Here is a 24771-nt window from a genome sequence, read left to right as displayed (position 1 = left end):
CTCCTATCGGCATTAATTCAGGCTGCTGGCATGCCAGTAGCTGAAAATCAAGATATCAAATACAGAAATTTTTATTGAAAAAATAATCTAATTCCTTCCAAATATTCACTATTCCAGTCTAAATGATGATACAATGATGTTCAAGAAACGCTTTTTATCATAAAATGTTAACGTGAACATTTATCGATATGGAGGAATATTATGACAATCAGCAGACTACAGCCTGGGTTACGACTGGGATTGGCCGGCGAAGATGAACGCCGCAGACAGGTACAGATTCAGCAGCTGCCTATCAAGGTACTACAGATCGGCGAAGGCAACTTTTTGCGCGGATTTGCTGACTGGATGATTCAGGAAAGTATTGCTTCCGGCAAATACCATGGCAGTGTAGTACTGACTCCGCCTACACCAAGAGGTGCAGCCAAACTGGAAAAGATAGCACAGCAGGATGGATTGTATACTCTGGTCGTACGAGGTCTGCAGGATGGACAAAAAGTAGAAAAACGGCAGCTGATCTCCGTATTCAGGGATTATGTAGATCCGTATAGCGAGTGGGAACGCTTTTTGCAGCTGGGTGAACTGGAATCTCTGGATGTAGTCATTTCCAATACAACTGAAGCGGGACTTACCTATACGCCGATGGATTATATTCCCGGAGAGCCGATTGTGAATTTTCCGGCTCGGCTGACCGTGCTGCTGCAGCGAAGGTTTACACATTTTAATGGCGATCCAAAGCGTGGTCTTATGATTCTGCCGTGTGAGCTGATCGAGAATAATGGAGATCTGCTGCAGGAGTACGTACTGCGTTATGGACGTGAGTTTGGTTTCGGAGAAGAGTTCTGCAGCTGGGTAGAGCAGTCACAGCTGTTTTTGAATAATCTGGTAGATCGCATTGTAACCGGTATGCCGGGGGATGAAGAATACGCGAGATTGACGGGCAGCTGGGGATATGAAGATTCATTTCTGACGACAGCAGAGCCGTATCACCTCTGGGCGATTCAGGGAGATCCATCGTTGGATCGTCGTCTGCCGCTGGTACGTGCCGGACTTAATGTACAATGGGTACCTGATCTCAAGCCATTTCGTCAACGCAAAGTGCATATTCTGAATGGTGCACATACACTGATGATGCCGGCGGGACTATTACAGGGCAAGACAACGGTTCGTGAAGTAATGGAGGATGCCGAGCTCGGTGAATGGGTGCGACAGACCGTGGAGCAGGAGATTATCCCGGCGCTGCCTATGCTGCCCGAAGAATTAAAGCGTTATGCTGCCGAGACATTCGAGCGCTTCAATAACCCCTATTTGGAGCATCGTCTGCAGGATATCGCCATGAATAGTATTAGCAAATTCAAGTCTCGTCTGCTGCCTGTATTGAAAGCGTATACAGAAAAAGAAAATCAACTGCCCCAGCAGCTGGTATACGGTCTGGCTGCACTGCTGCGATTATATCAGGTCACAGCAATCGAACAGCCGGATCGTACGCTTACTTTTACTACTCAGCTACCAAACGGAAGCAGAATAGACATTCGTGATAATGCCGAGCAGCTTGAACGACTGGCTAACCACTGGGCAGAGCTGCAGCAGAATGAGTCATCATATCGCCAAGTTGTACAGGCGATACTGGCGGATACCGGTATCTGGACGGAAGATCTGACCGCGATAGAAGAATTGGCAGAAGCAGTAGCATCCCAAATGATACAGATGGAGGCTGATCAGGCATGAATACAATGATGAGAGATCATATTGCCATTCAGCAGCAGGACGATGTAGTCATTGCCCTGCATGATATGGCACCAGGAGATACACTGGTACTCGATAATGGAGATATATTGACCATCATAAATGATATTCCTCGTGGACATAAAGTTGCTGTCCATCCGATTCAACCTGGACAGGATGTAATCAAATATGGCTTTTCTATCGGCAAAGCCACTGTACCGATTACACCTGGCGAATGGATTCACAGTCATAATCTGCATACTGGCTTATCGGGCACCCTAGATTATGAATATCAGCCGGAACTGAACTGGCAGCCGCGGGTTATTCCGGCACATTTGCAGACCTTTGATGGTTATGTACGACCTAATGGAGAAGTAGGGATTCGCAATGAAATATGGATTGTCAATACCGTAGGCTGTATCAACAAGACCTGTGAATTGCTCGCTCGTACCGCTCATTCGGAGATGGCAGGACGTGTAGATGGCGTATATCATTTTCCACATCCATTCGGATGTTCCCAGCTTGGAGACGATCTGGAATATACACGTCAGCTGCTGAGCTCGCTCGTACTGCATCCCAATGCGGCTGGTGTGTTGGTGGTTGGTCTGGGTTGTGAGAATAATCAGATTGAGCAGTTCTCCGCCGGTATACCGGAAGAATATGCTTACAAAATCCGTTATCTTAAAGCCCAGGAAGAAGAGGATGAGCTGGAAGCAGGTATGCAGCATCTGGAAGAGCTGGTAGCACTGGCTGAACAGGAACAGCGTCAACCTCTGCCATTATCCAGACTCAAAATCGGGCTTAAATGCGGTGGTTCTGATGGTCTATCAGGTATTACAGCCAATCCACTCGTTGGTGAGATTGCGGACTGGATCGTCTCGGCAGGTGGTACAGCCATTCTGACTGAAGTACCCGAAATGTTCGGTGCCGAGACTATTCTGATGAATCGTTCGGCGAGTCCCGAGGTATTTGGTCAACTGGTAGAATTGATTAATGGATTCAAGCAATATTTCGTCAATCATGGTCAGAATATTTACGAGAATCCATCACCCGGCAATAAGGCCGGAGGGATTACTACCCTGGAAGAAAAATCACTGGGCTGTACTCAAAAAGGCGGACACTCCCAGGTCGTGGATGTACTGCGTTATGGACAGCGAGTACATCAGCCGGGACTGAATATTGTAGAAGCGCCAGGGAATGACCTAGTATCCGTGACCGCACTCTCGGCTGCCGGTGCCCATATCGTGTTGTTCACAACTGGACGAGGAACTCCATTTGGTGGTCCGGTACCCACAGTCAAGATTGCCACCCAGTCCGAACTGGCGAATCGTAAAAAGCACTGGATCGACTATAATGCCGGTCAGCTGCTGGAAGGACAGTCCATGGAGCAGGTTTCTCTGGATCTGTTAGCCCGTATCGTGGATATTGCTTCCGGACGCTGCCAGACCAATAATGAACAGCGAGGATTCCGCGAAATAGCAATTTTCAAAGATGGTGTCATCCTGTAAACTGGGTATAGCCTATTATTGGATCGTATCTGGATAACCGGATACGGGAAGGAGAAGTGCGATGCCGGTGAAAGCGATGATGAACAGACGTAAGCTGGGAAATACAGGTCTTGAGGTATCTCCGCTAAGTCTGGGAGCAGCTCCTTTGGGTCATGTATTTGGTAATATTGATGAAGATCAGGGCGTCCGAGCTGTTCTGGAAGCTTTTGATCAAGGGATTAATCTGGTGGACACTTCACCCTATTATGGCATAACCCGCTCGGAACAAGTACTGGGACGGGCACTACGTCAAATGCCGAGAGACCGTTATATTCTGTCCACCAAAGCCGGACGCTACAATGACAGGGAATTTGATTTTTCCCGTCAGCGGATTCTGGATAGTGTAGATGAAAGCCTGCAGCGTCTGGGAACGGATTATGCGGATATTCTACTGCTGCACGATATCGAATTTGGTGATTTGAATACGGTTCTGAATGAAGCTATTCCAGCTCTGCAGCAGTTGAAGCAGGAAGGCAAGATACGCTTTTATGGAGTGTCCTGTCTGCCACTGGAAGGATACCGGCGTGTGCTGGAACATACCGATCTGGATGTGATTTTGTCTTATTGTCATTATACGCTGAATGATTCGACATTGACCGATCTGCTGCCTTTGCTGGAAGCAAAAGGAATCGGCATCATCAATGCAGCTCCGGTTGCGATGGGTCTGCTCTCGGACAAAGGACCTGCCGATTGGCATCCTGCTTCTCCAGAGATCAAGCAGCGCTGCCGCGAAGCAGCCGAATTCTGCCGGCAGCAGGGGAGCAGTCTGACACAGCTGGCGATCCAGTATGCAGTCTCCAATGAACATCTGGCAACTACAATTGTAGGAACAGCAAGCACGACAGAGATTGCAGACAATATTCGCTGGGCAGATAAGCCGATCGATTCGGAACTGCTGCAGCAGGTGCTGCGTATTCTGGGACCTGTCCAGGGACAGACATGGCCGAGCGGACACTGGACCCGGGAAGTGCTGGACGGAAGCAGTCCACTGAAGTGGCAAGGGAGTCCTTTTTAATACAGATAGATGGGCTATAGACAGATGGGATGGAATGATCCATTATAGCTATAGAGTCATAAGATCATAGAGTACAGTAACAGAAAATAACGAACGATCCCAAAAAGAACTTTGCCCATTTAAAAAGAGGAAATACGCCATGAATGTAAATAAATGGAGCAGATTCGACAAAAATAGCGATACGCAAATGTTGTAATAAACATTTTACGTATCGCTATTTTCGTGTTACAATAAATTAGGTATCCGATGTAATTATTTTACAGATAAGAGAATGGAACCACGCGCTGGAACCTCAATAGAGGAAGTAACCTGATTATTACTCAGCATGTCCTCTACGTCAAGGTTACCAAGGTCTACAGTCGACGCTTCGGCATTATGATTGAGGAGGAACAGGAACTTATGACCGTCTTTGACGCGGCATCCTGCTTCTACACCTGCAGGCGTATCCAGAACCGGCTGAATTCCTTTTTGGTCACAGAGATGCTTCATAAGTCCAGCGATGAATGTCTCTTCACCATCCGAAGCGATATACCATGCTTCACCTTTGCCGAAGGCATTACGGGTAAGTACGGGCATTCCCTGGTAAAAGTCTTCGCCGTAATGAGCGAGCACTTCGGCGCCTTCGGTATGCAGCAGATCGCACAGCATGCCGCATTGGTAGTCACCGCTCAGCTCACCGAGTGCGCTGTTCATTACGATCCGGTTATTCATCGAAGGCAGCAGGGCATCGATTTCTTCGACCCAGATGCCAAGCAGCTTGCGCAGTTCTCCCGGATATCCACCAAGCGAGACCAGATCGGACTCGCCTACGATTCCGCTGAAGAAAGTGGTAACGAAAGTGCCACCGCTGCTGGTGAATTGTTCCAACTTCTCGGCTAACCCCGGTTTGACCATATACAGGACAGGGGCGAGGATAATATCGTAATGACTGAATTCCGAGTCGACACTAATAATATCGACCTGTACATTACGATCGTAAAAGGCTTTGTAATACTTATGAATCTGTTCGACATACTTTAGGGCAATCGTCGGTCCGCTGGATTTCTCCACCGCCCACCAGTTGTCCCAGTCGAACAAAATAGCTACGCGGGCTTCGACCCGTGAATCCAGCAATTGGTCACCAAGCTGCTGCAGCTCATGCCCGAGTTCGCTGACTTCGCGGAACACACGGGTATCTGTATGACCGACGTGTTCAATGACTGCGCCATGGAATTTCTCACAGGCGCCTGCCGAACGACGAAGCTGGAAAAACATAACTGTATCTGCACCATGAGCGACCGCCTGGTAACTCCAAAGACGCATTACACCCGGTCGTTTCAATGAATTATACGCTTGCCAGTTTTGCTGGCTTGGTGTCTGTTCCATCAGCATGAATGGTTCGCCATTTTTGATTCCGCGCATCAGATCATGTGCCAGCGCCGTGAAGCTCACCGGCGTATCCAGACCCGGATAATTGTCCCAGGAGACAATATCCATATATTTGGCCCATTTAAAATAATCCAGCGGCTTGTAAAAGCCCATCAGGTTGGTGGTGATCAGAGCGTCCGGAATGACAGAGCGTACCGCATCGTATTCCAGACGATAGCATTCCAGCATACTGTCTGAATTGAAACGGGAGTAGTCGAGCGAGATTCCCTGGAAGCTGGAGCTGTTTTCTCCCCATTCTTCACTGCGGTTATCCGGGAGTACAATTTCATCCCAATCGTAGAAAGTATGACCCCAGAATCCCGTATTCCAGGCTGTATTGACAGCATTCAGTGTACCGTAACGCTGCTTCAGCCAGACGCGGAAAGCTTTCTCGCAGTTGTCGCAGTAGCAATCACCGCCGTATTCGTTGGAGATATGCCAGACCAGAATCGCAGGATGATCCTTGTAGCGTTCTGCCAGACGACGGGCAATCTCAACCGAATATTTGCGGTACGTCGGACTGTTGGGACAGGAGTTATGACGTCCGCCGAATTTGCGTTTGCGTCCGTCCTTATCTGTTCGCAGAATATCGGGATAACGCGTCGCCATCCAGGCCGGATGGGCAGCTGTGCTTGTTGCGAGACAGGTATAGATACCGTTTTCATAAAGGCTGTCGATTAATTCATCCAGCCATTCGAACTGATATGTAACTTCGTCCGGCTGATTGCGTGCCCAGGAGAAAACATTCAGGGTTGTAATATCAATGCCGGCCTGCTTGAACATGCCGAGGTCTTCCTGATGTGTCTGCTTATCCCACTGCTCAGGGTTATAATCTCCACCGTAGAAGATTTTTGGAAGTTTGCTGCTAATCAATGCTGTCACTCCTTATATAAGAATAACTCTATACTAAATCATAATAACTCCTTGTAAAATATAAGATAAAACATGTATAGTATAAAAATATGGATATAGGATGTGAAAGTATCATGTACGTAACCAACCCGCACCGCCGCTTTTTTACAGAGCTCAAAGACCTTCAGCTTCCTATTCATATGGAGAGTATCGGAGAGAATCCGGATCAGGAATATATCGAACGTCCGGACGGCTATCCATGTTATCACTGGCTTCAGACGGTACATGGAGAAGGCGAATTTACATTTGGCGGTGCCCGTTATTTGCTTAAACCCGGATCGGGCGTACTGCTGGCTCCACGGGATGCCCATAGCTATCGTCCGGTAAGCAGTGTGTGGGAGACTCTTTATCTTACATTTGGTGGACCGCAATCGCTGGGACTGCTGTCTACGTTTGGGTTGTCGCATTCGGCGTATTATGAATGGGATCGGGATTGTGATCTGGAGACATTTTCCGGCAATATGCTGGGCAGTATCCGTAGTAACCGTGATTTGTCAGGGCTGGATACCAGTGCAGATCTGTACCGTTTTCTGACTCTGCTCAAAAAGCATGGACGTATTAACAACCTGCCGTCCTTGTCTCATACTGTAGAGCGACTGGCGCCATTGATGAGCTTTATGGAAGCACATTATGACGATCCGAATATCGGGCTGGAAGATATGGCGATTCAGGTAGGGGTAAGTGCCCGCCACCTGAATACATTATTCCGACAGACATTCGGGATGACAGCTTATGCTTATTTTATTCTGCTTCGTCTGCGCAAAGCCAAGGAATTGATGACCTTGTATCCGCGTATGACAATCAAGGAAGTATCCGGTCAAGTCGGATTCCGCGATTCCAGTCATTTTGTGGCTACATTCCGCCGTCTGGAAGGAGTAACTCCTGAACAATTTCGTAATCTTTATTAAAATGTGCGTTTGCTGATCATTAGTCATGCACATTTTGATTGAAACTATTTTGTTAAGCGCTTACAATATTAACGCTTGAAAAGGAGAACAGAATGATGGATGATGCCTGCATTATCCATCATTCTCGTTGTCAGGATTATGTTGTTCAAGCATACATATACCGGAGTGGAGGAAAAATAAATGGATAAAATATGGATTGCTGATCCTGCTATAGTGGATGACCAGGGAGAACGGCCTTATATGGTACCGTATCTGTTGCCGGATGCACGCAGTGCAGTGATTGTGCTACCGGGTGGAGGTTATGAATTCCGGGCAGATCATGAAGGTGCTCCTGTCGCAGAATGGTTGAATGAAAATGGTATTTCTGCATTTGTGCTGCATTATCGTCTTTCCCCGCGCCAACGCCGGACTCCGCTGGAAGATGGACAGAGCGCTATTCGCCATGTCCGGGCCAATGCTGCAGAATATGGAATTGATCCTTCGCGTATCGGGATTCTGGGTTTCTCTGCAGGCGGACATCTGGCTGCGATGACGGGAACTGTATTTGAAGAGAAGGAGACCGAGCTGTTAAATGGCCTCAAACGTGACATCAGCTCACGACCCGATCTGATGGTACTCTGTTATCCGGTTATTACGATGGACAGCTTTGGACATGAAGGGTCCCGTTTATCTCTGCTGGGTGATCAGGCAACAATCGAGCTGGTAACCGGCAGCAGCGCAGAGAAGCAGGTGTCCGCTATGACACCGCCCGCCTTTATCTGGCATACCGCTGATGATGATGCCGTTCCGGTACAGAACAGCCTACGTATGGCGCTGGCTCTTGAAGAACATCGAGTTCCTTTTGAACTGCGTGTATATGAGAGCGGCGGCCATGGACAAGGGCTTGCGCTGGACCATCCGGTTATGGGAAACTGGACCAGAGATTGTATATCCTGGCTTCACCGTCAGGGCTGGTAATCATTCGCTTCATAGATAGAGATTATAGATAAAGAGGAGATGGCAGAGATGAAAATGGATAAAAACAGCACCCTGTTGATGATTGGCGATTCGGTAACCGATTGCGGCCGGGGACGTCCTGTAGGTCAGAATGGTACGCTTGGAGACGGTTATGTGTCGCTTGTGGATGCACTTTTGCAAGCGGTTTATCCGGACTATGCACTCCGGGTACTGAATACGGGTATTAGCGGTAATACGGTTCTGGATCTGGAATCACGCTGGGAGCAGGATGTGTTTGCCCATACACCTGACTGGGTATCTATTATGATCGGAATCAACGATGTTTGGCGTCAGTTTGACAATCCGACCGAGCCTCATATTCATGTCTATCTGGAAGAGTATGAGCAGACACTCCGCAAGTTGGTTGAACAGACACTGCCAAAAGTAAAAGGCATCGTTCTGATGACGCCTTATTATATGTGCACGACACCCGAAGATCCGATGAGAGCAACGATGGATGTATACGGTGCAGTCGTAAAACGCATTGCTGAAGAACACGGGACCTCATTTGTGGATACACAGGCAGCGTTTGATCATATCAGTCAGTACATATATCCAGCCAGTCTGTCTCATGGCTGGGATCATGTTCATCCAAATACAAAGGGACATATGGTGCTGGCACGCGCATTCCTGCAGGGAATCGGATATGATTGGAGCCGTTCTCCGATACAGTCCTAAAAATATACCACATGGAGGAACAATCATGGAGCAGTACAAGGCAGAACTAATCATTGATGCCAGAGCCAAATTGGGCGAAGGCCCAAGCTGGGATGCAGAGCAGCAGCACTTGCTATGGGTAGATATCGAAGGCTATCAGCTGCATATCTATAATCCGGTTACCGGAGAAGATCGTACGGTGAATGTAGAAGAACATATCGGTGCTGTTGTACCGCATACCGATACTGAGGTACTTGGTGCACTGTTCAGTGGCTTTTACCGGATTCAGCTGTCTGATGGCAGTAAGACATTGATTCATGATCCGGAGGAAGGGCGTCCTGGCAACCGTTTTAATGATGGCAAATGTGATCCGTCCGGTCGTTTTCTAGCAGGCACAATGAGCCTGAACGGAGAGGAGAAACAGGGAGCCTTGTACAGCATGGATACAGAAGGTCATGTACGTCTGCTGCTCGGTGAAGTGTCTACCTCCAACGGGTTAGCATGGAGCAGTGATCATCGTACGCTATATTATATTGATACGCCAACCTGCCAGATTACTGCTTTTGACTATGATCTGGAAGAAGGATCGATAGAGAATGGACGTGTAGTAGCGGAACTGGATGATAGCGATGGTTATCCGGATGGAATGACAATTGATGTAGAGGGAATGCTATGGGTCGCCCGCTGGGGTGGCAGCCGTGTAACGCGCATTGATCCATCTACAGGACAGGTCATTGGTGAAGTACATGTGCCGGCCAAATGTGTCACTGCCTGCACGTTTGGCGGAGCCGAACTGGATGAGTTATACATTACAACAGCGCGCGAAGATGATGAAGCAGCTGATTCTCCAGCAGGAGGCGTATTCATGGTTCGTCCGGGAGTGAAGGGCATAGCAGCCTACGCCTTCAATCAGGGGAAAGCTGTGAATTGGCCGACTACGTGATATAATTTGAACGAAGCGCCTATCTGCATCCGAGTTTTGCAGATACGAGTAATAATTGTATAACAGCGCCGCAGATTCCGTATACCGGGATGCTGCGGTTTCTGTTTATGTATCTGTCTATATTATGCTGTGTAGCATAATATAGATCATAACATCGAAATCATGTGGAGGACCAAATCATGAAACTGGTATTGGAAGATTGCGAACAGTCTTTGACGACACAAGATCTGCAGGATCTGGAAGAACAGCTGGGCCGTCCGCTGCCTGACTCATTTAAACAGTATTATTTACAATATAATGGTGGGTTTCTGCCTGAAGATGGGGAAGGAAATGCATTAATTGTAGGCGGGTTTGATTCGATTCGATATGGTGAGTTGCCGGCTGAGAAGCTTTATGCAGATTTGCTGGAGTCCTTTGCCGAGCTGGAACTTTTATTTCCATTTGCCTATGACCAGGGTGGAAACTGTTTTTTATTATCACTCAAACCGTCGACGGATTATGGGCGGATCTATATATGGTTAATGGATCTACAGGAACTGGCTTTTGTTATTGATTCCTTTGATGATTTTCTGATTTATTTGCAGTCTTGATTAGGAGATACAATAATGGATAAAAGAAGACTGTAATATGACAATATTCTGTTACTTTTTATCCGACTAATCCCATCTATTTTATTATAAAATTAGATAGGATTGAAGAAAAGAACGGTATATGATGAGCATAGATAACAGTCTGAAGTGGGATAGGAAGGATGAAAAAGATGACCAATAAACGAATCGATCTATTTATCCGTAATGAAAAAGAAGCACAATTGGCAGCTTGGGCGGATCGTCTGGCTGTACAATTTGCTAAGCGTGCAGCCAAACATGATGAGGAAGGTTCATTTCCTTTTGAGAATTTCCAGGAATTAAAAGATGCTGGTTATGCCAAATTGACAGTCGCCAAGAAATATGGCGGAGAAGAGTTGGGACTGTATGAGTGGCTGCTTGTACAGGAGCGGATTGCCAGAGGAGACGGATCTACTGCACTTAGTGCTGGCTGGCATGGCGGTATGATGCTTCATTTCCGTGAGTCGGACGGTTGGCCGGAGCCGACCTTTTCCGAATTTTGCCGGGATGTGGTTGCTCACGGCAATATGATTAATAAATTTGCCAGTGAACGGGGTACGGGGAGTCCGACACGGGGCGGTCGTCCGCAGACAACAGCTGTACGTGCAGAGGGAGGCTGGCTGCTAAGCGGACGGAAAACCTACAGTACTTTGAGCCCTATGCTGACTGATTTTATTGTCAGCGCAGGTATTGAAAATCAGCCGGAAATCGGCGATTTCCTGGTACGTTCACGTGAGGGAGTTACCATTGAGGAGACATGGAATACAATGGGAATGAGAGCAACCGGCAGTCATGATGTGATTCTGGATCAGGTATTTGTACCGGATCGTCAGGTGCTGTCAATCCATCTTCCTGGGACCTCCAAATCGGAACGGGATGATGGGGATGGATGGCTGCTGCATATTCCGGCCTGCTATCTTGGTATTGCTTATGCAGCTCGTGATTTTGCACTGGAATTTGCGGCCCATTACACCCCTAATAGTCTGAATGAGCCCATTGCTACACTGCCGCATATTCGTCAATGGATCGGACAAATGGAGAGCGAACTGCGACTCGCGCGAACACTAATGTACGATGTGGCAGACCGCTGGGATCGTGAACCCGAGCAGCGCAAGCACATGCGGCCCGATTTTGGGATGGTCAAGTACAATGCTGTGCATCTGGCAAATGAAGTAGTGGACAAAGCGATGAAAATTGTGGGCGGAGCAGCTTTGTCAAAAAATCTGCCGCTGGAGCGATTGTACCGTGATGTACGCGCTGGTCTTCATAATCCGCCGATGGAGGATGCGGTGCTGCAGACATTGGCACGTACAGCACTGGATGAGCTATCATAATGTCAGTAGTTTTGATGAGTACACTTTGTTAATGGAGGTCCCATGCTGAGCATAACCGAAATCAAGCAAAAACTGGACGACAAGTTTATTCCTCTACAGGATATCGTTGATGGTCTGCGGCTCATTGAACGCAAACAAGATATCACTGCGCAAGTTCGGCGCCTGGAACAACAACTTGGTATGAATCTGCCTGCCGATTTTGCAGATTTTATCTGTAGGTATGATCTGGATCATTTTGGGTTGTGTAATGTTACTTTTGGTACAGAGAACGATTATGTAGAATGGATTCTGCATATTAACACAACGACCGGATTTGATCGTTGGTGGAGTGGTTTAGCGCGTCCGGCAGCACTGATCTGCATTGCTCAATCTGATCCGTATACATTGCTACTGGATCTACAGACGAGCGAAGTGTATGCGATGACCAGCGAGACAGCCGATGGAGAATGGCAGCGTGCTGCCAATCATTTTGTGCTGTTGATTCAGGGTTTGGGAACCGCTTATCTGGAATCGGTATCTCCTGAACAATTAGTACAGGCAACCGGATCAGAGACACTGGAGTTCTGGGAGTGGGCTGTTTATTAAGACACTGAATTTGTGAATGCTTCAGTACGGGTGCAGAATTGTCTGACATAAAGGGTTTATACGGATATTTTTAAAATAGTATAATGCAATGCAGCGTATATAGTCATTCATATACAGCAAGTTAGAGGCAGCACAAAATCCCCCAGTATGTATTTCTTGGGGCATTTTGTGCTGTTCCCAAATTCGGATTCATACATGTACTGCATGCAGAACACAGGCATCTGTAACGCTATCCGCAGACAGGTTATTATGCACGTATGTCCAGACTTTTACCCAGATTCGGATGCGGAGCTTGCTGGAGCATTTGAGCCATTTGTTGACCTTGCTGTTCCATCATATCTTTTGACAAAGACATAACCTGGATTCCGGCAGCCTGAGCGACAGAAGCCTGACTCATTGCCATTGACAAAGCAGGGATATCCATGGATGCTTCCTCCTTTCCTGCCTAGGACAGGGCATAGGATGTTTATCGGCACATGACTATACAATAATTAATACTATTACTAAATCAGATCTTGTTTTGGATAATCATCAATTTTAATTGATCCTTTAGGTGAATATAAGGTTATTTTCAGGTGTGCTGGTTAAGATATATACATACCCCTTTTGAAAAATAGATTTTACGTAGACCCTGTCTTCCGAGATAGGGTTATTTTTTTATGATCTTATTTACATAAATAACGGAATGAATTTACATATAATGGTTTAAAATTGAAATGAAATATTTTAAACTAATCTCGATTTTATTTTTACCAATAAAATGGAAGCGAGATGATGGGATGAAAAAACTATGGATAACAGTCACAATGCTGGTAATGATGATGACATTGCCAGTACTGCTTCAGAGCGAAGCAAAAGTACATAAGGTGTATGCAGCAGCAGCTTACGATTATACGCTGAATTTTCCTTCTGATCGTTATCCTGAAACGGCAGACCATATCCGCGATGCAATTGCAGAAGGTCATTCGGCTGTGTGTACAATTGATCGTGCAGGTGCAAAAGATCGTCGTGAAGATTCATTGCGAGGCGTACCTACCAAATCCGGCTATGATCGTGATGAATGGCCAATGGCAATGTGTCTGGAAGGTGGTACGGGTGCAGATATTCGTTATATCAGCCCTTCGGATAACCGCGGAGCAGGCTCGTGGGTAGGGAACAGGCTCGAAGATTATCCTAATGGAACCAGAGTGCAATTCATCGTTAATTAAAAACTATCCAAAGTAAAATAAAAACACCTCCATTGAAGTAAGCTTCTTTATGAGAAGAGTACTTTTCCGGAGGTGTTTTATTTGAATTTAACTGCTGGATAAATGCACACTGCTTGAGGATAAATATCCATCAGCAGCTCTATATATTTCAGCTCCAGTGTATCGCGTATTTCTGAACATTAGGACTGTGTGCTGTCTGTCTGCTGATTCCATCTAGGTGGTTTGACCCGCAGAGCGAGCAGGAAGCAGACACACAATACAACGGCAGCCAGGACATAAGGATAGTTAATATCCAGATCGAACAGTGCGCCTGCTACAACAGGACCAGCAATATTCCCGAGGCTTGTATAGGCCGAGTTCAGTCCCGCAATATAGCCCTGTTCATCCCCTGCATTCTGCGACAGCTGTGTACCGATAGCCGGACGCAGAATATCCATGGCCAGAAATACCGCAAATGTAACAACAAAAATCAGGAAATACGTGTGTACGAGCAGCGTAAGCGAGATAAATATTGCTGAAGCGATCAGACAAATTACGATCAGACGCTGTCCACCGAACCGGTTGATCATCCAGCCAAATATGGTCGCCTGTACGACAGCACCGGCGATAGAACCAAATGTAATAATAATCGCAATATCACGCGCGGTGAAGCCGAATTTGTGATCCACAAACAGTGAGAAGACCGTCTCGTAATTCGCCAGTCCGAATGAAGCGACGAATACGATAACCAGACTCAGAAAATAGGGTTTGCGATATGATTCCATCAATTGACGAATCAGGCTGGTCTGAGGGCCCGCATTTTGCGCGCTGGTCAGTTGAGCACGGCGCTCCGGACTCAATGATTCCGGCAGCAAAATGAGTGTTGCTACAGCAGCGATCAATCCGGCAATAGCGGCTGCATAAAAAGGTACACGTATACCATATTCAGCTAGCAGTCCGCCAATTCCCGGTCCAATAATAAAGCCGGTTGTAATCGCGGCATTGATAAATCCCATCCCCGCACCACGTTCTTCATTGGACGTAATATCAGCAGCGTATGCCATAACGGATGGCATAATGAGTGCCGCCCCTAGCCCGCCGATCATCCGTGATACAAACAGCAGACCTGGCGCATTCGCAATAGCAAACAGCCATTCCGAGATAGCGAATATCACCATCCCGGCAATAATCAGCTTCTTGCGGCCGACCCGGTCAGAGAGACGACCGGTAAAAGGAGAGAAGATCAGCTGGCTAATTGAGAATGCCGCAACCATCAAGCCCAGTATACTGCCTCCGATATGCAGTTCGTTCATGTAGGTGGGCATGATCGGAATAACCAGCCCAATCCCGGTAAACACAAGAAAAATATTAAACATGAGCAGCAGAAGAGCTGCCCGGTTACGAAATAAGAGTGCCATTATATCCTCCACAATACCATGTATTAATTTTCATATACTGAACATTCGGTCTGTATTTATAGATAACGATTAAACTCACGAAATCAGGTGTTGAATATCTGTTATACCTTTTGGGCAATACCATGCAAAAATGTCCGGATAGCAAATTGATAGCTGGTCAGCATGGTTTCGATCGAAGCATTGCGGGACATCTGACTGAGACCTACCAGAATACTTTCGAGCACCATTGCTTTTTCTTTTACATCGCCTGCAGCGAATTCGCCGGTATCAATGCCTTCCTGAATCAGCCGCTGGTTAAACTGCAGATGCTCTGTCATCATACTGCTCATTCTTTCTTCCACTTCACTTTTTTGCTCATCATTACTGAAGAACTCGTCGGCTGCACGGGTGAGCGGATGATTCAATTCTTCCTGTATAATCTGCTCGGCCAACCCGAATAGTTTATCGGTAACCGTAGCATAGGAAGATTGTTTTTCCTGCCATTTATCGAGCCAGTCACGATCCCATTCATTTAATAGGTAGAGAAAAAGCCCTTCCTTGCTTTTGAAATGATAATAAATGTTGCCTTTACTGCTGCCTGTAGCGGCAACAATATCTTCAATGGAAGTTGCCTTGTATCCCTTTTGCACGAACAGGCCTCGGGCCGCTTCACTTATTTTTTTGCGGGTCAATTCACTCTGGGCCTGCTTTTTATTCATCATACCACCTCGATACTGAACGTTTGTTCAGTATTGTAGCAAATCTCGCTATAACAAAGCAAGAGGATTGATCGATGATTTTGAAAAAGGGTTATGATATGATACGATAGCGTCGTAATTTACTGGACAAAACGCTTGCGGATAAGGAATTCCTGCTGCTTGCTGTTGGGTCCGATGCTAAATCAGAGAACGGGTGAATAAATAGATGAGAGTAATATCAGGCAGTGCCAAAGGCAGACCGCTCAAAGCAGTTCCCGGCAACGGAACACGTCCTACAACGGATAAAGTCAAAGAATCCATGTTCAGTATTATCGGTCCTTATTTTGACGGAGGGATGGTTCTGGATCTGTTCGCCGGTACAGGCGGACTTGGTATCGAAGCGCTCAGTCGCGGTATGGAACATGGCATATTTATTGATATGGAATACAAGAGCATCGAAGTTATCAAAGGTAATCTGCAAGCGGCTGGATTCAGTGATCAGGCAGAGGTGTACCGTAACGATGCCGGACGTGCACTCAAAGTACTGGCCAAAAAAGAATCGGCTTTTGATCTGGTCTTCCTGGATCCACCGTACCGGATGAAAAATGGGATAGAGCTGATGACCGAAATGCATGAACGGCAGCTGCTGAATCATGGAGCAACCATCGTGCTGGAGTTTGAATCCAAACATCGTTATCCACAGGAATTTGATCATTTCAAGGGACTTCGTCAGGCTGTATATGGCGAGACGACTATACAGGTATACCAGTACGAACCAGAAGAGGAACAGGGAGGTCCAGAGCATGAATAATGAAACGTACAAAAAACGTGTAGCAGTGTATCCCGGAAGCTTTGACCCGGTGACTATGGGACATCTGGACATTATTCAGCGTGCTGCCCGGCAGTTTGATACATTGATCGTATCCGTGCTGAATAATCTAAGTAAAAAGCCGCTGTTCAGCGTAGAAGAGCGTGTAGCCCAGCTGAAGGAAGTTACAGCTGATCTGCCCAATGTAGAGATTGACAGCTTCCGTGATCTGCTGGCTAATTATATCCGTGAACGTGAAGCTCAGGTCATCGTACGGGGGATTCGTTCGGTGACAGACTTTGAATACGAGCTGCAAATGGCTTCCATTAATCGCGAACTCAATCCGGATGCAGAGACCATCTTCATGATGACCAATCCGCGCTACTCTTACCTGAGTTCAAGTATGGTCAAAGAGATTGCCCGTTTTAACGGCAATGTGTCGGACTTTGTACCACCGGTAATTGAACAGCAGCTTCAGCGCAAGTTCCTGTCGGCTGATCTTCACTAAAGCAGTCATCTGGAGTGGAATTGCATGGATGGACATGGGATAATATAAGGAAACAGATCGAATGCTCATACGCCTACTGGGCATCAGTGTATCAGATATCAAAGGAGAGAAACCCATGTCCGGCCCAAATCTTCGCCAGCCGCTGTCTTCAAAACGGTCTTGGCTTTATTTAGTATGTTTTATTATTTTCGTATACGTGCTTGTCTATATGCCTACGCCTTATGTGATTAATGCACCCGGCAGTGCAGACGAGCTGAAGCCGATGGTAACGGTGAGTGGTGGGGACCCTACGGAAAAAGGGACCTTTATGATGACTACCGTAGCTGTGAGTTATGCCAATATGGCTATGCTGATTGGAAGCGTATTTGATGATAACGAAGAGATCGGTCCCAAGCCGGCCCAGTCGGACCGCAAGGAATACGAGGCAGAGCAGCTTTATTATATGAACAGTTCCCAATCCAGTGCAGTAGCTGCTGCCTATCACCAGGCAGGGATTGCTTATTCGATTGAGCCACAATATGTATTTGTGATCAATGTACCGGAAGGCAACACACAGATCCACGGTGGAGATCGCTTTGTTACACTGGATGGTCAACCGATCGATTCTTTTGAACAATTGGAGAAATTACTGAACAGGAAAAAAGCCGGCGATACAGTCAATGTTGCTTTCGATCGTGCCGGGACGACGGTGAAGCAGCAGATTACACTACGGAGCTTCAAAGATGCCAGTGGCAAATCACGTGTCGGTTTTGGTGTATCGATTGGCGAAGTACAAAAAGTCGCACCGACTAATCCGGCGCATGAAGTTCATTTTGCCAGTACAAGTATTGGCGGGCCTTCGGCAGGTCTCATGTTCACACTGGAGATCTATAATCAGTTGACCAAGGGGGATTTGACCAAAGGATACCGGATTGCAGGTACAGGCACTATTGATGTCAAAGGAAATGTAGGGATTATTGGAGGCGTACAGCATAAAGTGGTAGCCGCCCAGGCCAAAGGAGCCGAGATGTTTTTTGTTCCTCAGGGCAATTACGCAGAAGCACAGAAGCAACTGCAAAAGATGCACTCCACCATAAAGCTGATTCCGGTCAGTACACTGGATGATGCACTGCAGGAATTGAACAAGCTACCAGTCAAAAGCTGAGTCAGGCCCAATAAATGTTACTGCGTTATGCGTAATTAGCATAACTTGATGCATCATTGCAGCAACCTGATATATGAAGACAGCCAGTCGGTTCTCACTAAATATACTGTATGATCATAGCAAAAAGCACCGTCACAAGAGGATGGTGCTTTTTGCTATACTTTTGCATTGTTTTTACTATATCGATGTATCTTTTAATATTGTTGGTGTCCGTTTTGCGGTACTTCTATATCTATGGCCAACATGAATGCGTGCAGACAGATTACATTCTGATTGGTGCACGATAATAATCGGAATAAAGCTGCTTTATATCCTGCGCAGCGAAAGCCGAAGCCTGTATCACTGTTGCACGGATATCAGCTTCCATATGGGGATGATCGGTATCGGCAGGGCGTGTGATAACAGGAAGCGTGGAGGTTTTCTTCATTAATTTGAGCAGCTGCCTGCCATTCTCGGTAAATCCCAGTACACGCAAATAACCAGGACCCTGCTGCAGCGACTCCTCTGTAAGCTCTGTACGTCTGTGACCAAGCAGCAGATGGGCGATGAGCCGCTGCAATCGTGCATAGGTATAGCGTCTCGTTTTCAGACTGGCGAGCAGCCCGGTCACCGAACACTCTTCCAAAGAGGTCAATTTGGACAACAGCCTGTGTTCCAGTCCTTCATTCATATCATAATACTCGGCCAGTTGATCAGGCGTAGAGGTAGAGAGAATCTGTAGCAGCGGCTGCCAGAGTGCATTGACATGAACCGGACCGCGTCCGGATTCGATTTCACTGGCAATAATATGCATGACCTGTTCCGACATATAGGCAGCAGCCTGCTCGGGTTCTTCCATCAGGAGCCTGCGTATCGCTGTCGCACTGGCAATCTGTTCATGAACAGGATGCAGATCGTGGTAATGGGACTTCTCCCGCTGGATAGTGCCCGCTATAATGGAACTTTTCAGCCGCCGTAGCGCAATTAGATACTGGAGTCCCAGCGTATTATTAGGCTCCTGCAGCAGAGCAGCAGTCCGAGGTGCGATATATCCTGTACTGCCTGCAGCCTGACTGAGCGCTGCAGGATAGCTTAGCCCTTGTTTGAGATGCTCCTGCAGTTGCAGTCTGAATTCGGGTGTCTCATCGGTTAGAAGGTCAGCCAGCGTACTCAGATCAGACAGTGAACCGACTTCGCTGCCAAAAACCAGCTGATCGACGATTCCGGTTGCGTTCAGCAGGGAGACGGCTCCATAGGCGAACCATTCTGCCGGCTGCACTACATAGACCGACGGCAGCTCTATTACCAGATCGCATCCCGAACGCAGCGCCATTTCAGCCCTGGCCCATTTGCTAAAAGCTGCCGGTTCCCCGCGCTGGGTAAATCCGCCGCTCATAACAGCGATGACCGCGTCACAGCCTGTTTGCTCACGCGTTTTATGTATATGCAGTAGATGTCCGTTATGCAGCGGATTATATTCTACAATAATGCCTGCAACTTTCATAAATACTCTCCTCATTTCGGTAAAAATATGGTAAAATAAACGGTATGCGCAATTTATAATTGTAAGTATAAACGATAAGTTTACGATATCATTATACTGAATTAATAAATCATACGTTGACAAAAAGAGTCATTAATCGGTATAATAATTTTTGTTTGTTTGGAGTGATAATGATGCAATTCCAATTTAGAAAAATGGCGCAGAGCGATCAGCCTATAGAGTTTCATCAGACACTTGATTCCGGCTTTGTAAAAAGCGGACGTAACGATATCCTGTCAGCTTCACCTTTACATGTGGATGTAAAAGCGAAGTACAGAGTAGATCAGGCTGTTGATGTGAACGGAACGTTGAAGCTTGACTTACAGATGGCGTGTGCACGCTGTTTGAGACCTGTAGATCTGCATCTTGATGTAGCGATACAGGAAGAAATCAGACACGGCGCAGAACCGGAGAACGTAGCCGAGGAAGATGATTCAGTATACGTGAATAGCGATACTGTTGAACTTCAACCTTATCTGGAAGAAGCTGCTTTAATGGATTTGCCGGCGTCAGTTCTATGCAAGGATGATTGCAAAGGACTGTGCCCGACATGTGGAGTCAACCTGAACGAACAGGATTGTGATTGCGATAACCGGCCGATTGATCCTAGGCTGGCAGGACTTAAGGATTTTTTCAAATGATTTGATAACTCTGTTTTCAGAGTGTTAAATGGCATTCAACTAGATTAAGGAGGTGGGAACGATGGCAGTACCTCAACGGAGAACTTCCAAAACACGTCGTGACAAACGTCGTACACACTTTAAATTGGCAGTACCAGGTATGGTAAAATGCGAAAACTGCGGAGAAATGAAATTATCTCACCGCGTGTGCAAAGTGTGCGGAACTTACAAGCAAAGAGAGATTGTACAACAATAGTCTTTCACAAAAGTAGTGCTTCATCACTTGATGAAGTGCTACTTTTTTGTTTGCTTAGGGAATTCCTGGCAGGAATATCGGGGACATAATAGCAGAGAGTATGCTGCAAATCAGCTGTCAGTCCTTGCTATACAAGGGTTTGACGAAGAAGATAGGACTGCCTCTTTCTTTTTGCGGAAATATGCTTTATACTACATTCTTAGTACCAGGTTCTAAAACAAAACCAACAGGTTTACATATAGCTTTATAAGAGAAGGATGACATTATTCGAATGTCATTATGGATTGAAGCAACAGCGAACAAGGGAGGTGTGTGGCCATCGAACGTTTGCCCAAAAGGCAGCGGCAGCAGCGGCTTGTCAAAATGATTGATGATAACCCATTTGTTACGGATCAGGAACTGACCCGGCAGCTCAAAGTCAGTATTCAGACGATTCGTCTGGATCGGATGGAGCTGGGGATTCCCGAACTGCGCGAGCGGATGAAGCTGATGGCTGAGCGTTCCTACGATCAGGTCAAATCACTGCCGCTGGATGAAGTCATTGGGGAAGTTGTTGATTTGCAGCTGGACAAGAGTGGTATTTCGATTTTTGAGATTCGTGAGGAGCATGTATTCTCGCGTAACCATATTGCCCGGGGCCACCACATTTTTGCCCAGGCCAACTCGCTGGCTGTCGCTGTAATCAATGATGCGATAGCTCTTACAGCTTCAGCGGATTTGCGTTTTGTACGTCCGGTGAATCTGGGAGAGAAATGTATTGCCAAAGCCTATGTACAGTCCGGTGCAGCCCGCAAAGGCAAAGCCAGAGTGGAAGTGCTGACCTATGTAGGCGAGGAAATGGTATTCCAGGGGAACTTTGTGATTTACCGGTCAGACGGGGAAGAACACGATGAAGGAGGACTTGATCATGCGAATCGCGATTGATGCGATGGGGGGAGATCATGCTCCAGACAGCAATGTCTTAGGCGGATTACAGGCAGCAAAAGAGTGGAAGGATACAGAAATCATCCTGGTGGGTGATGAACAGCGGATGCGACCGCTGCTGTCCGAGATCCCTTCCAATCTACGTATTGTACATGCATCCGAAGTGATTGAACCGGATGATGAGCCGGTCAAATCCGTACGGCGCAAAAAGGATGCTTCGATGGTAGTCGCAGGCCGGATGGTCAAGAATAACGAAGCTGATGCGATGATTTCTGCTGGAAATACCGGAGCACTCATGACAACAGGATTGCTCGTGGTTGGACGGATGCCGGGTATCGAGCGACCGGCACTTGCACCGATGATTCCAACAATCGATGGTCATGGTGTACTGGCTCTGGATCTGGGAGCGAATATGGATGCCAAGCCCGAGCATCTGGCGCAGTATGCGCTGATGGGCAGCATCTATCGCGAAAAGGTTCAGGGAGTAGCCAATCCTCGTATTGGTCTGCTGAATGTCGGCACCGAAGCCCAAAAAGGCAACGAGCTGACCAAAGAGGCGTTTCCCCTGCTGGAAGCACTGCCGATCAACTTTGTAGGTAATGTAGAAGCGCGGGATATTCTAAATGGTGTATGCGACGTCCTCGTATGTGATGGATTTGCAGGCAATATACTGCTCAAGTCCATGGAAGGAACCGCGTCGGCGATTTTTTCCCTGCTAAAGGATAGCTTTACCAGATCACTCAAGAACAAGCTTGCAGCAGCCGTGCTCATGCCCGAGCTGCGCGGCCTTAAGGATACGCTGGATTACAAGGAACACGGTGGTGCACCGCTGCTCGGACTCAACGGCCTGGTTGTGAAAAGCCATGGTTCATCCGATGCGGGAGCGATCAAGAACGCGGTACGTCAGGCAAGAGTAGCTGTTAGCAGCGGCCTGGTTGCCAACATTTCCAAAGAAGTTATACAATAGGTTTTTGTTGAATTGTCATTTGCACGGTTTTGCAGATTCTATCCATCATGGAAATTAGCGAGAAAAGAGTGACATATATGAGCGTTGTGCCTATCGGAATTATCGGAACAGGAAAATATGTTCCTGAAAAAATATTAACCAATGCAGATCTTGAGAAAATGGTCGAGACCAATGACGAATGGATCGTCAGCCGTACAGGTATCCGTGAGCGTCATATCGCTGCTCCGGATCAAGCGACTTCAGATCTGGCTTACGAAGCTGCTATCAAAGCGATTGCTTCTGCAGGTATCACCGCTGAAGATCTGGATCTGATCGTTATTGCAACGATTACACCGGATATGTCTTTCCCATCCACTGCCTGCATTTTGCAGGAGAAGCTGGGCGCCAAGAAAGCGGCAGCTTTTGACCTGTCTGCTGCTTGTTCCGGATTCGTATATTCTCTGGCAGCTGCGACAAGTATGCTGCAGATGGGCATGTACAAAAATGCACTGATTATCGGTGCAGATACATTGTCCCGTATTACAGACTATACCGATCGTAATACATGTGTACTGTTCGGAGATGGAGCCGGCGCAGTAGTGATCGGTGAAGTTGGCGAAGGACGCGGCTTCAAATCCTTTGATCTCGGTGCTGAAGGTGCCGGCGGCGAACTGCTCAAACTGCCAGCTGGTGGTTCCAGAACACCGGCATCTGCAGATACCCTGGAAGCCAAACAGCACTTTATCCAGATGAGTGGCCGCGAAGTATTCAAATTCGCAGTGCGTGTTATGGGAACAGCGACTGAGGAAGTACTGCGCAAAGCAGAAATCTCCAAAGATGATATCGATCTGTTTATTCCCCATCAGGCGAATATCCGTATTATCCAGTCTGCGATGGAACGTCTGAATCTGAGCGAAGACCGTGTTATGGTCAACGTACAGAACTATGCCAACACCTCTGCAGCCTCTATTCCGCTGGCATTGGTAGAAGCTGTAGAACAGGGACGAATCAAAGAAGGCGACCGCGTTGTAATGGTCGGTTTTGGCGGTGGATTGACATGGGGAGCATCCGTACTGGTATGGTAACGGGTGATCATGTTAGTATTAGAACTGCATGAGCATGACAGCAAATGAATGATCAAATATAATTGACGGATTTCAGGAGGTTATTTCGAATGGGTAAAATCGCATTTGTGTTTCCCGGACAGGGAGCACAAAAAGCAGGCATGGCCAAAGATGTATATGATGCAATGCCGGAAGCGGCAGTGTATTTCAACAAGGCTGATGAAGTGCTTGGTTTTCCTATCAGTACACTCGCTTTTGAAGGTCCGGAAGAAGAACTCAAACAGACTGCCAATACGCAGCCTGCACTGCTGACAGCCAGCATTACGCTATTGGAAGCACTCAAGGCTCGCAATATCCAGGCAGACTATGTCGCAGGACACAGCCTGGGTGAGTACAGTGCGCTTGTGGCAGCTGGAGCATTATCCTTTGAGGATGCGGTAGCGATTGTCCGCGCCCGCGGACAATTTATGGAACAGGCTGTACCGGCAGGTCAGGGGGCAATGGCAGCTGTACTGGGTGCAGAACGCGAAGCGCTGACAACACTGTGTGCGGAGATTACAGCAGCTGGTCATGCGGTAGAGCTGGCCAACGTCAACTGTCCGGGACAGATCGTGGTATCGGGTTCCCGGGAAGGCGTCGATGCTGTTGCCAGCCGGGTCAAGGAAATTGGCGGCAAGCGTGCGATTGCACTGGAAGTGAGTGGACCTTTCCATTCTTCCATGATGAAGCCTGCGGCCGAACGTCTCGGCGAGCGCCTGCAGGAGGTACAAATTCAGGATGCAAAAGTTCCGGTTGTAGCTAATGTGACGGCCAGCCAGGTCACTGCGGGAGATGATATCCGTACCCTGCTGGTAGAACAGGTATACTCTCCTGTATTATGGGAAGATAGTGTACGTTACCTTATTAACGAAGGTGTAGATACATTTATCGAGATTGGACCAGGCAATGTACTGACCGGCCTGATCAAAAAGATCGATAAAAATGTACGACTCATCAATGTCAACAGCCTGGAAAGTCTGGAAGCTATTGAAGTTGACGCCTGATACAGGCTTAACTTGATAAC

Annotated in this window: 25 protein-coding genes; 20 read left to right on the top strand and 5 right to left on the bottom strand. The window is 47.3% G+C overall.

From position 1 onward, the window contains the following. The first annotated feature begins 201 nt into the window (after window positions 1-201). The 3 genes from WH46_RS20285 to WH46_RS20275 all read left to right on the top strand — a co-directional run bounded on the left by WH46_RS20285 (window position 202) and on the right by WH46_RS20275 (window position 4284). Window positions 202-1725: a tagaturonate reductase gene (locus WH46_RS20285; RefSeq protein ID WP_046228071.1), complete on the top strand. Its 1524-nt coding sequence runs from the start codon at window positions 202-204 to the stop codon at window positions 1723-1725. Continuing rightward, entirely contained in the window at window positions 1722-3230 is a 1509-nt protein-coding gene (locus tag WH46_RS20280; protein ID WP_017813610.1) for a UxaA family hydrolase, read from the top strand. The genes WH46_RS20285 and WH46_RS20280 overlap by 4 nt, the downstream gene beginning before the upstream one ends. 61 nt (window positions 3231-3291) lie before the next feature. Beyond that, window positions 3292-4284 (top strand): aldo/keto reductase, encoded by a 993-nt coding sequence (locus WH46_RS20275; protein WP_069202848.1) that lies wholly within the window; start codon window positions 3292-3294, stop codon window positions 4282-4284. 252 nt (window positions 4285-4536) lie between these two features. Here WH46_RS20275 and WH46_RS20270 read toward each other — a convergent pair whose 3' ends face one another. Continuing rightward, on the bottom strand, window positions 4537-6564 hold the full coding sequence (locus WH46_RS20270) for a beta-galactosidase (protein WP_046228070.1): 2028 nt from the start codon (window positions 6562-6564) through the stop codon (window positions 4537-4539). 113 nt (window positions 6565-6677) lie between these two features. Between WH46_RS20270 and WH46_RS20265 the strand changes: the two genes are divergently transcribed. The 7 genes from WH46_RS20265 (at window position 6678) to WH46_RS20235 (ending at window position 12634) form a co-directional block, all read left to right on the top strand. After that, window positions 6678-7511 (top strand): AraC family transcriptional regulator, encoded by an 834-nt coding sequence (locus WH46_RS20265; RefSeq protein ID WP_017813613.1) that lies wholly within the window; start codon window positions 6678-6680, stop codon window positions 7509-7511. Between the two features lie 180 nt (window positions 7512-7691). Then, window positions 7692-8468: an alpha/beta hydrolase gene (locus WH46_RS20260; protein ID WP_017813614.1), complete on the top strand. Its 777-nt coding sequence runs from the start codon at window positions 7692-7694 to the stop codon at window positions 8466-8468. A 48-nt stretch (window positions 8469-8516) separates the two neighbouring features. Next, the gene (locus WH46_RS20255; protein ID WP_046228069.1) at window positions 8517-9185 is read left to right on the top strand and encodes an SGNH/GDSL hydrolase family protein; all 669 of its coding nucleotides are present in this window, start codon (window positions 8517-8519) and stop codon (window positions 9183-9185) included. A 25-nt stretch (window positions 9186-9210) separates the two neighbouring features. Then, the gene (locus WH46_RS20250) at window positions 9211-10107 is read left to right on the top strand and encodes an SMP-30/gluconolactonase/LRE family protein (RefSeq protein WP_046228068.1); all 897 of its coding nucleotides are present in this window, start codon (window positions 9211-9213) and stop codon (window positions 10105-10107) included. 179 nt (window positions 10108-10286) lie between these two features. After that, complete coding sequence (locus WH46_RS20245; protein WP_046228067.1) at window positions 10287-10697, top strand: SMI1/KNR4 family protein; 411 nt, start codon at window positions 10287-10289, stop codon at window positions 10695-10697. A 170-nt stretch (window positions 10698-10867) separates the two neighbouring features. Next, entirely contained in the window at window positions 10868-12049 is a 1182-nt protein-coding gene (locus tag WH46_RS20240; RefSeq protein WP_156172319.1) for an acyl-CoA dehydrogenase family protein, read from the top strand. 42 nt (window positions 12050-12091) lie between these two features. Next, complete coding sequence (locus WH46_RS20235; protein WP_017813619.1) at window positions 12092-12634, top strand: SMI1/KNR4 family protein; 543 nt, start codon at window positions 12092-12094, stop codon at window positions 12632-12634. Window positions 12635-12881: 247 nt separating this feature from the next. Here the strand turns inward: WH46_RS20235 and WH46_RS23710 are convergent, their stop codons facing one another. Then, complete coding sequence (locus WH46_RS23710; RefSeq protein ID WP_017813620.1) at window positions 12882-13058, bottom strand: YjfB family protein; 177 nt, start codon at window positions 13056-13058, stop codon at window positions 12882-12884. Between the two features lie 394 nt (window positions 13059-13452). On the opposite strand from WH46_RS23710, the gene WH46_RS20230 reads away from it, so the two are divergent. Continuing rightward, window positions 13453-13842, top strand: coding sequence for a NucA/NucB deoxyribonuclease domain-containing protein (locus WH46_RS20230; RefSeq protein ID WP_407944424.1), 390 nt, complete (start codon window positions 13453-13455; stop codon window positions 13840-13842). 179 nt (window positions 13843-14021) lie between these two features. Here WH46_RS20230 and WH46_RS20225 read toward each other — a convergent pair whose 3' ends face one another. Further along, window positions 14022-15239 carry an MFS transporter gene (locus WH46_RS20225; RefSeq protein ID WP_046228065.1) on the bottom strand — a complete coding sequence of 406 codons (1218 nt, stop codon included), beginning with the start codon at window positions 15237-15239 and terminating at the stop codon, window positions 14022-14024. A 101-nt stretch (window positions 15240-15340) separates the two neighbouring features. Continuing rightward, window positions 15341-15937 (bottom strand): TetR/AcrR family transcriptional regulator, encoded by a 597-nt coding sequence (locus tag WH46_RS20220; RefSeq protein ID WP_046228064.1) that lies wholly within the window; start codon window positions 15935-15937, stop codon window positions 15341-15343. A 205-nt stretch (window positions 15938-16142) separates the two neighbouring features. Between WH46_RS20220 and rsmD the strand changes: the two genes are divergently transcribed. From rsmD to WH46_RS20205, 3 genes are all read left to right on the top strand, one after another. Further along, complete coding sequence (rsmD, locus tag WH46_RS20215) at window positions 16143-16727, top strand: 16S rRNA (guanine(966)-N(2))-methyltransferase RsmD (RefSeq protein WP_017813624.1); 585 nt, start codon at window positions 16143-16145, stop codon at window positions 16725-16727. After that, entirely contained in the window at window positions 16720-17232 is a 513-nt protein-coding gene (gene coaD / locus WH46_RS20210) for a pantetheine-phosphate adenylyltransferase (RefSeq protein ID WP_046228063.1), read from the top strand. The genes rsmD and coaD overlap by 8 nt, the downstream gene beginning before the upstream one ends. A gap of 115 nt (window positions 17233-17347) precedes the next feature. After that, on the top strand, window positions 17348-18376 hold the full coding sequence (locus WH46_RS20205) for a YlbL family protein (protein ID WP_046228062.1): 1029 nt from the start codon (window positions 17348-17350) through the stop codon (window positions 18374-18376). 262 nt (window positions 18377-18638) lie between these two features. Here WH46_RS20205 and WH46_RS20200 read toward each other — a convergent pair whose 3' ends face one another. After that, window positions 18639-19859, bottom strand: coding sequence for a nucleotidyltransferase (locus WH46_RS20200; RefSeq protein ID WP_046228061.1), 1221 nt, complete (start codon window positions 19857-19859; stop codon window positions 18639-18641). Window positions 19860-20029: 170 nt separating this feature from the next. Here WH46_RS20200 and WH46_RS20195 point away from each other — a divergent pair, with 170 nt between their 5' ends. The 6 genes from WH46_RS20195 (at window position 20030) to fabD (ending at window position 24751) form a co-directional block, all read left to right on the top strand. After that, window positions 20030-20539 (top strand): YceD family protein, encoded by a 510-nt coding sequence (locus tag WH46_RS20195; protein WP_231584385.1) that lies wholly within the window; start codon window positions 20030-20032, stop codon window positions 20537-20539. Window positions 20540-20600: 61 nt separating this feature from the next. After that, the gene (rpmF, locus tag WH46_RS23930) at window positions 20601-20774 is read left to right on the top strand and encodes a 50S ribosomal protein L32 (protein WP_081604133.1); all 174 of its coding nucleotides are present in this window, start codon (window positions 20601-20603) and stop codon (window positions 20772-20774) included. A 327-nt stretch (window positions 20775-21101) separates the two neighbouring features. Next, window positions 21102-21698, top strand: a complete 597-nt coding sequence (gene fapR, locus WH46_RS20190) for a transcription factor FapR (protein WP_026136224.1) — start codon at window positions 21102-21104, stop codon at window positions 21696-21698. Next, the gene (gene plsX, locus WH46_RS20185) at window positions 21682-22665 is read left to right on the top strand and encodes a phosphate acyltransferase PlsX (protein WP_017813630.1); all 984 of its coding nucleotides are present in this window, start codon (window positions 21682-21684) and stop codon (window positions 22663-22665) included. Before fapR ends, plsX begins: the two co-directional genes overlap by 17 nt. A gap of 77 nt (window positions 22666-22742) precedes the next feature. Continuing rightward, entirely contained in the window at window positions 22743-23729 is a 987-nt protein-coding gene (locus WH46_RS20180; RefSeq protein WP_046228060.1) for a beta-ketoacyl-ACP synthase III, read from the top strand. 89 nt (window positions 23730-23818) lie between these two features. After that, a complete protein-coding gene (fabD, locus tag WH46_RS20175; RefSeq protein ID WP_046228059.1) occupies window positions 23819-24751 on the top strand; it encodes an ACP S-malonyltransferase in 933 nt (310 codons plus the stop codon). Window positions 24752-24771 lie beyond the last annotated feature (20 nt).

Source organism: Paenibacillus dauci, assembly GCF_000971985.1.
Lineage (GTDB): Bacteria > Bacillota > Bacilli > Paenibacillales > Paenibacillaceae > Saccharibacillus > Saccharibacillus dauci.
The sequence above is the reverse complement of the archived record's forward strand: the minus strand, read 5'-3'. Positions and strand labels throughout refer to the sequence as shown.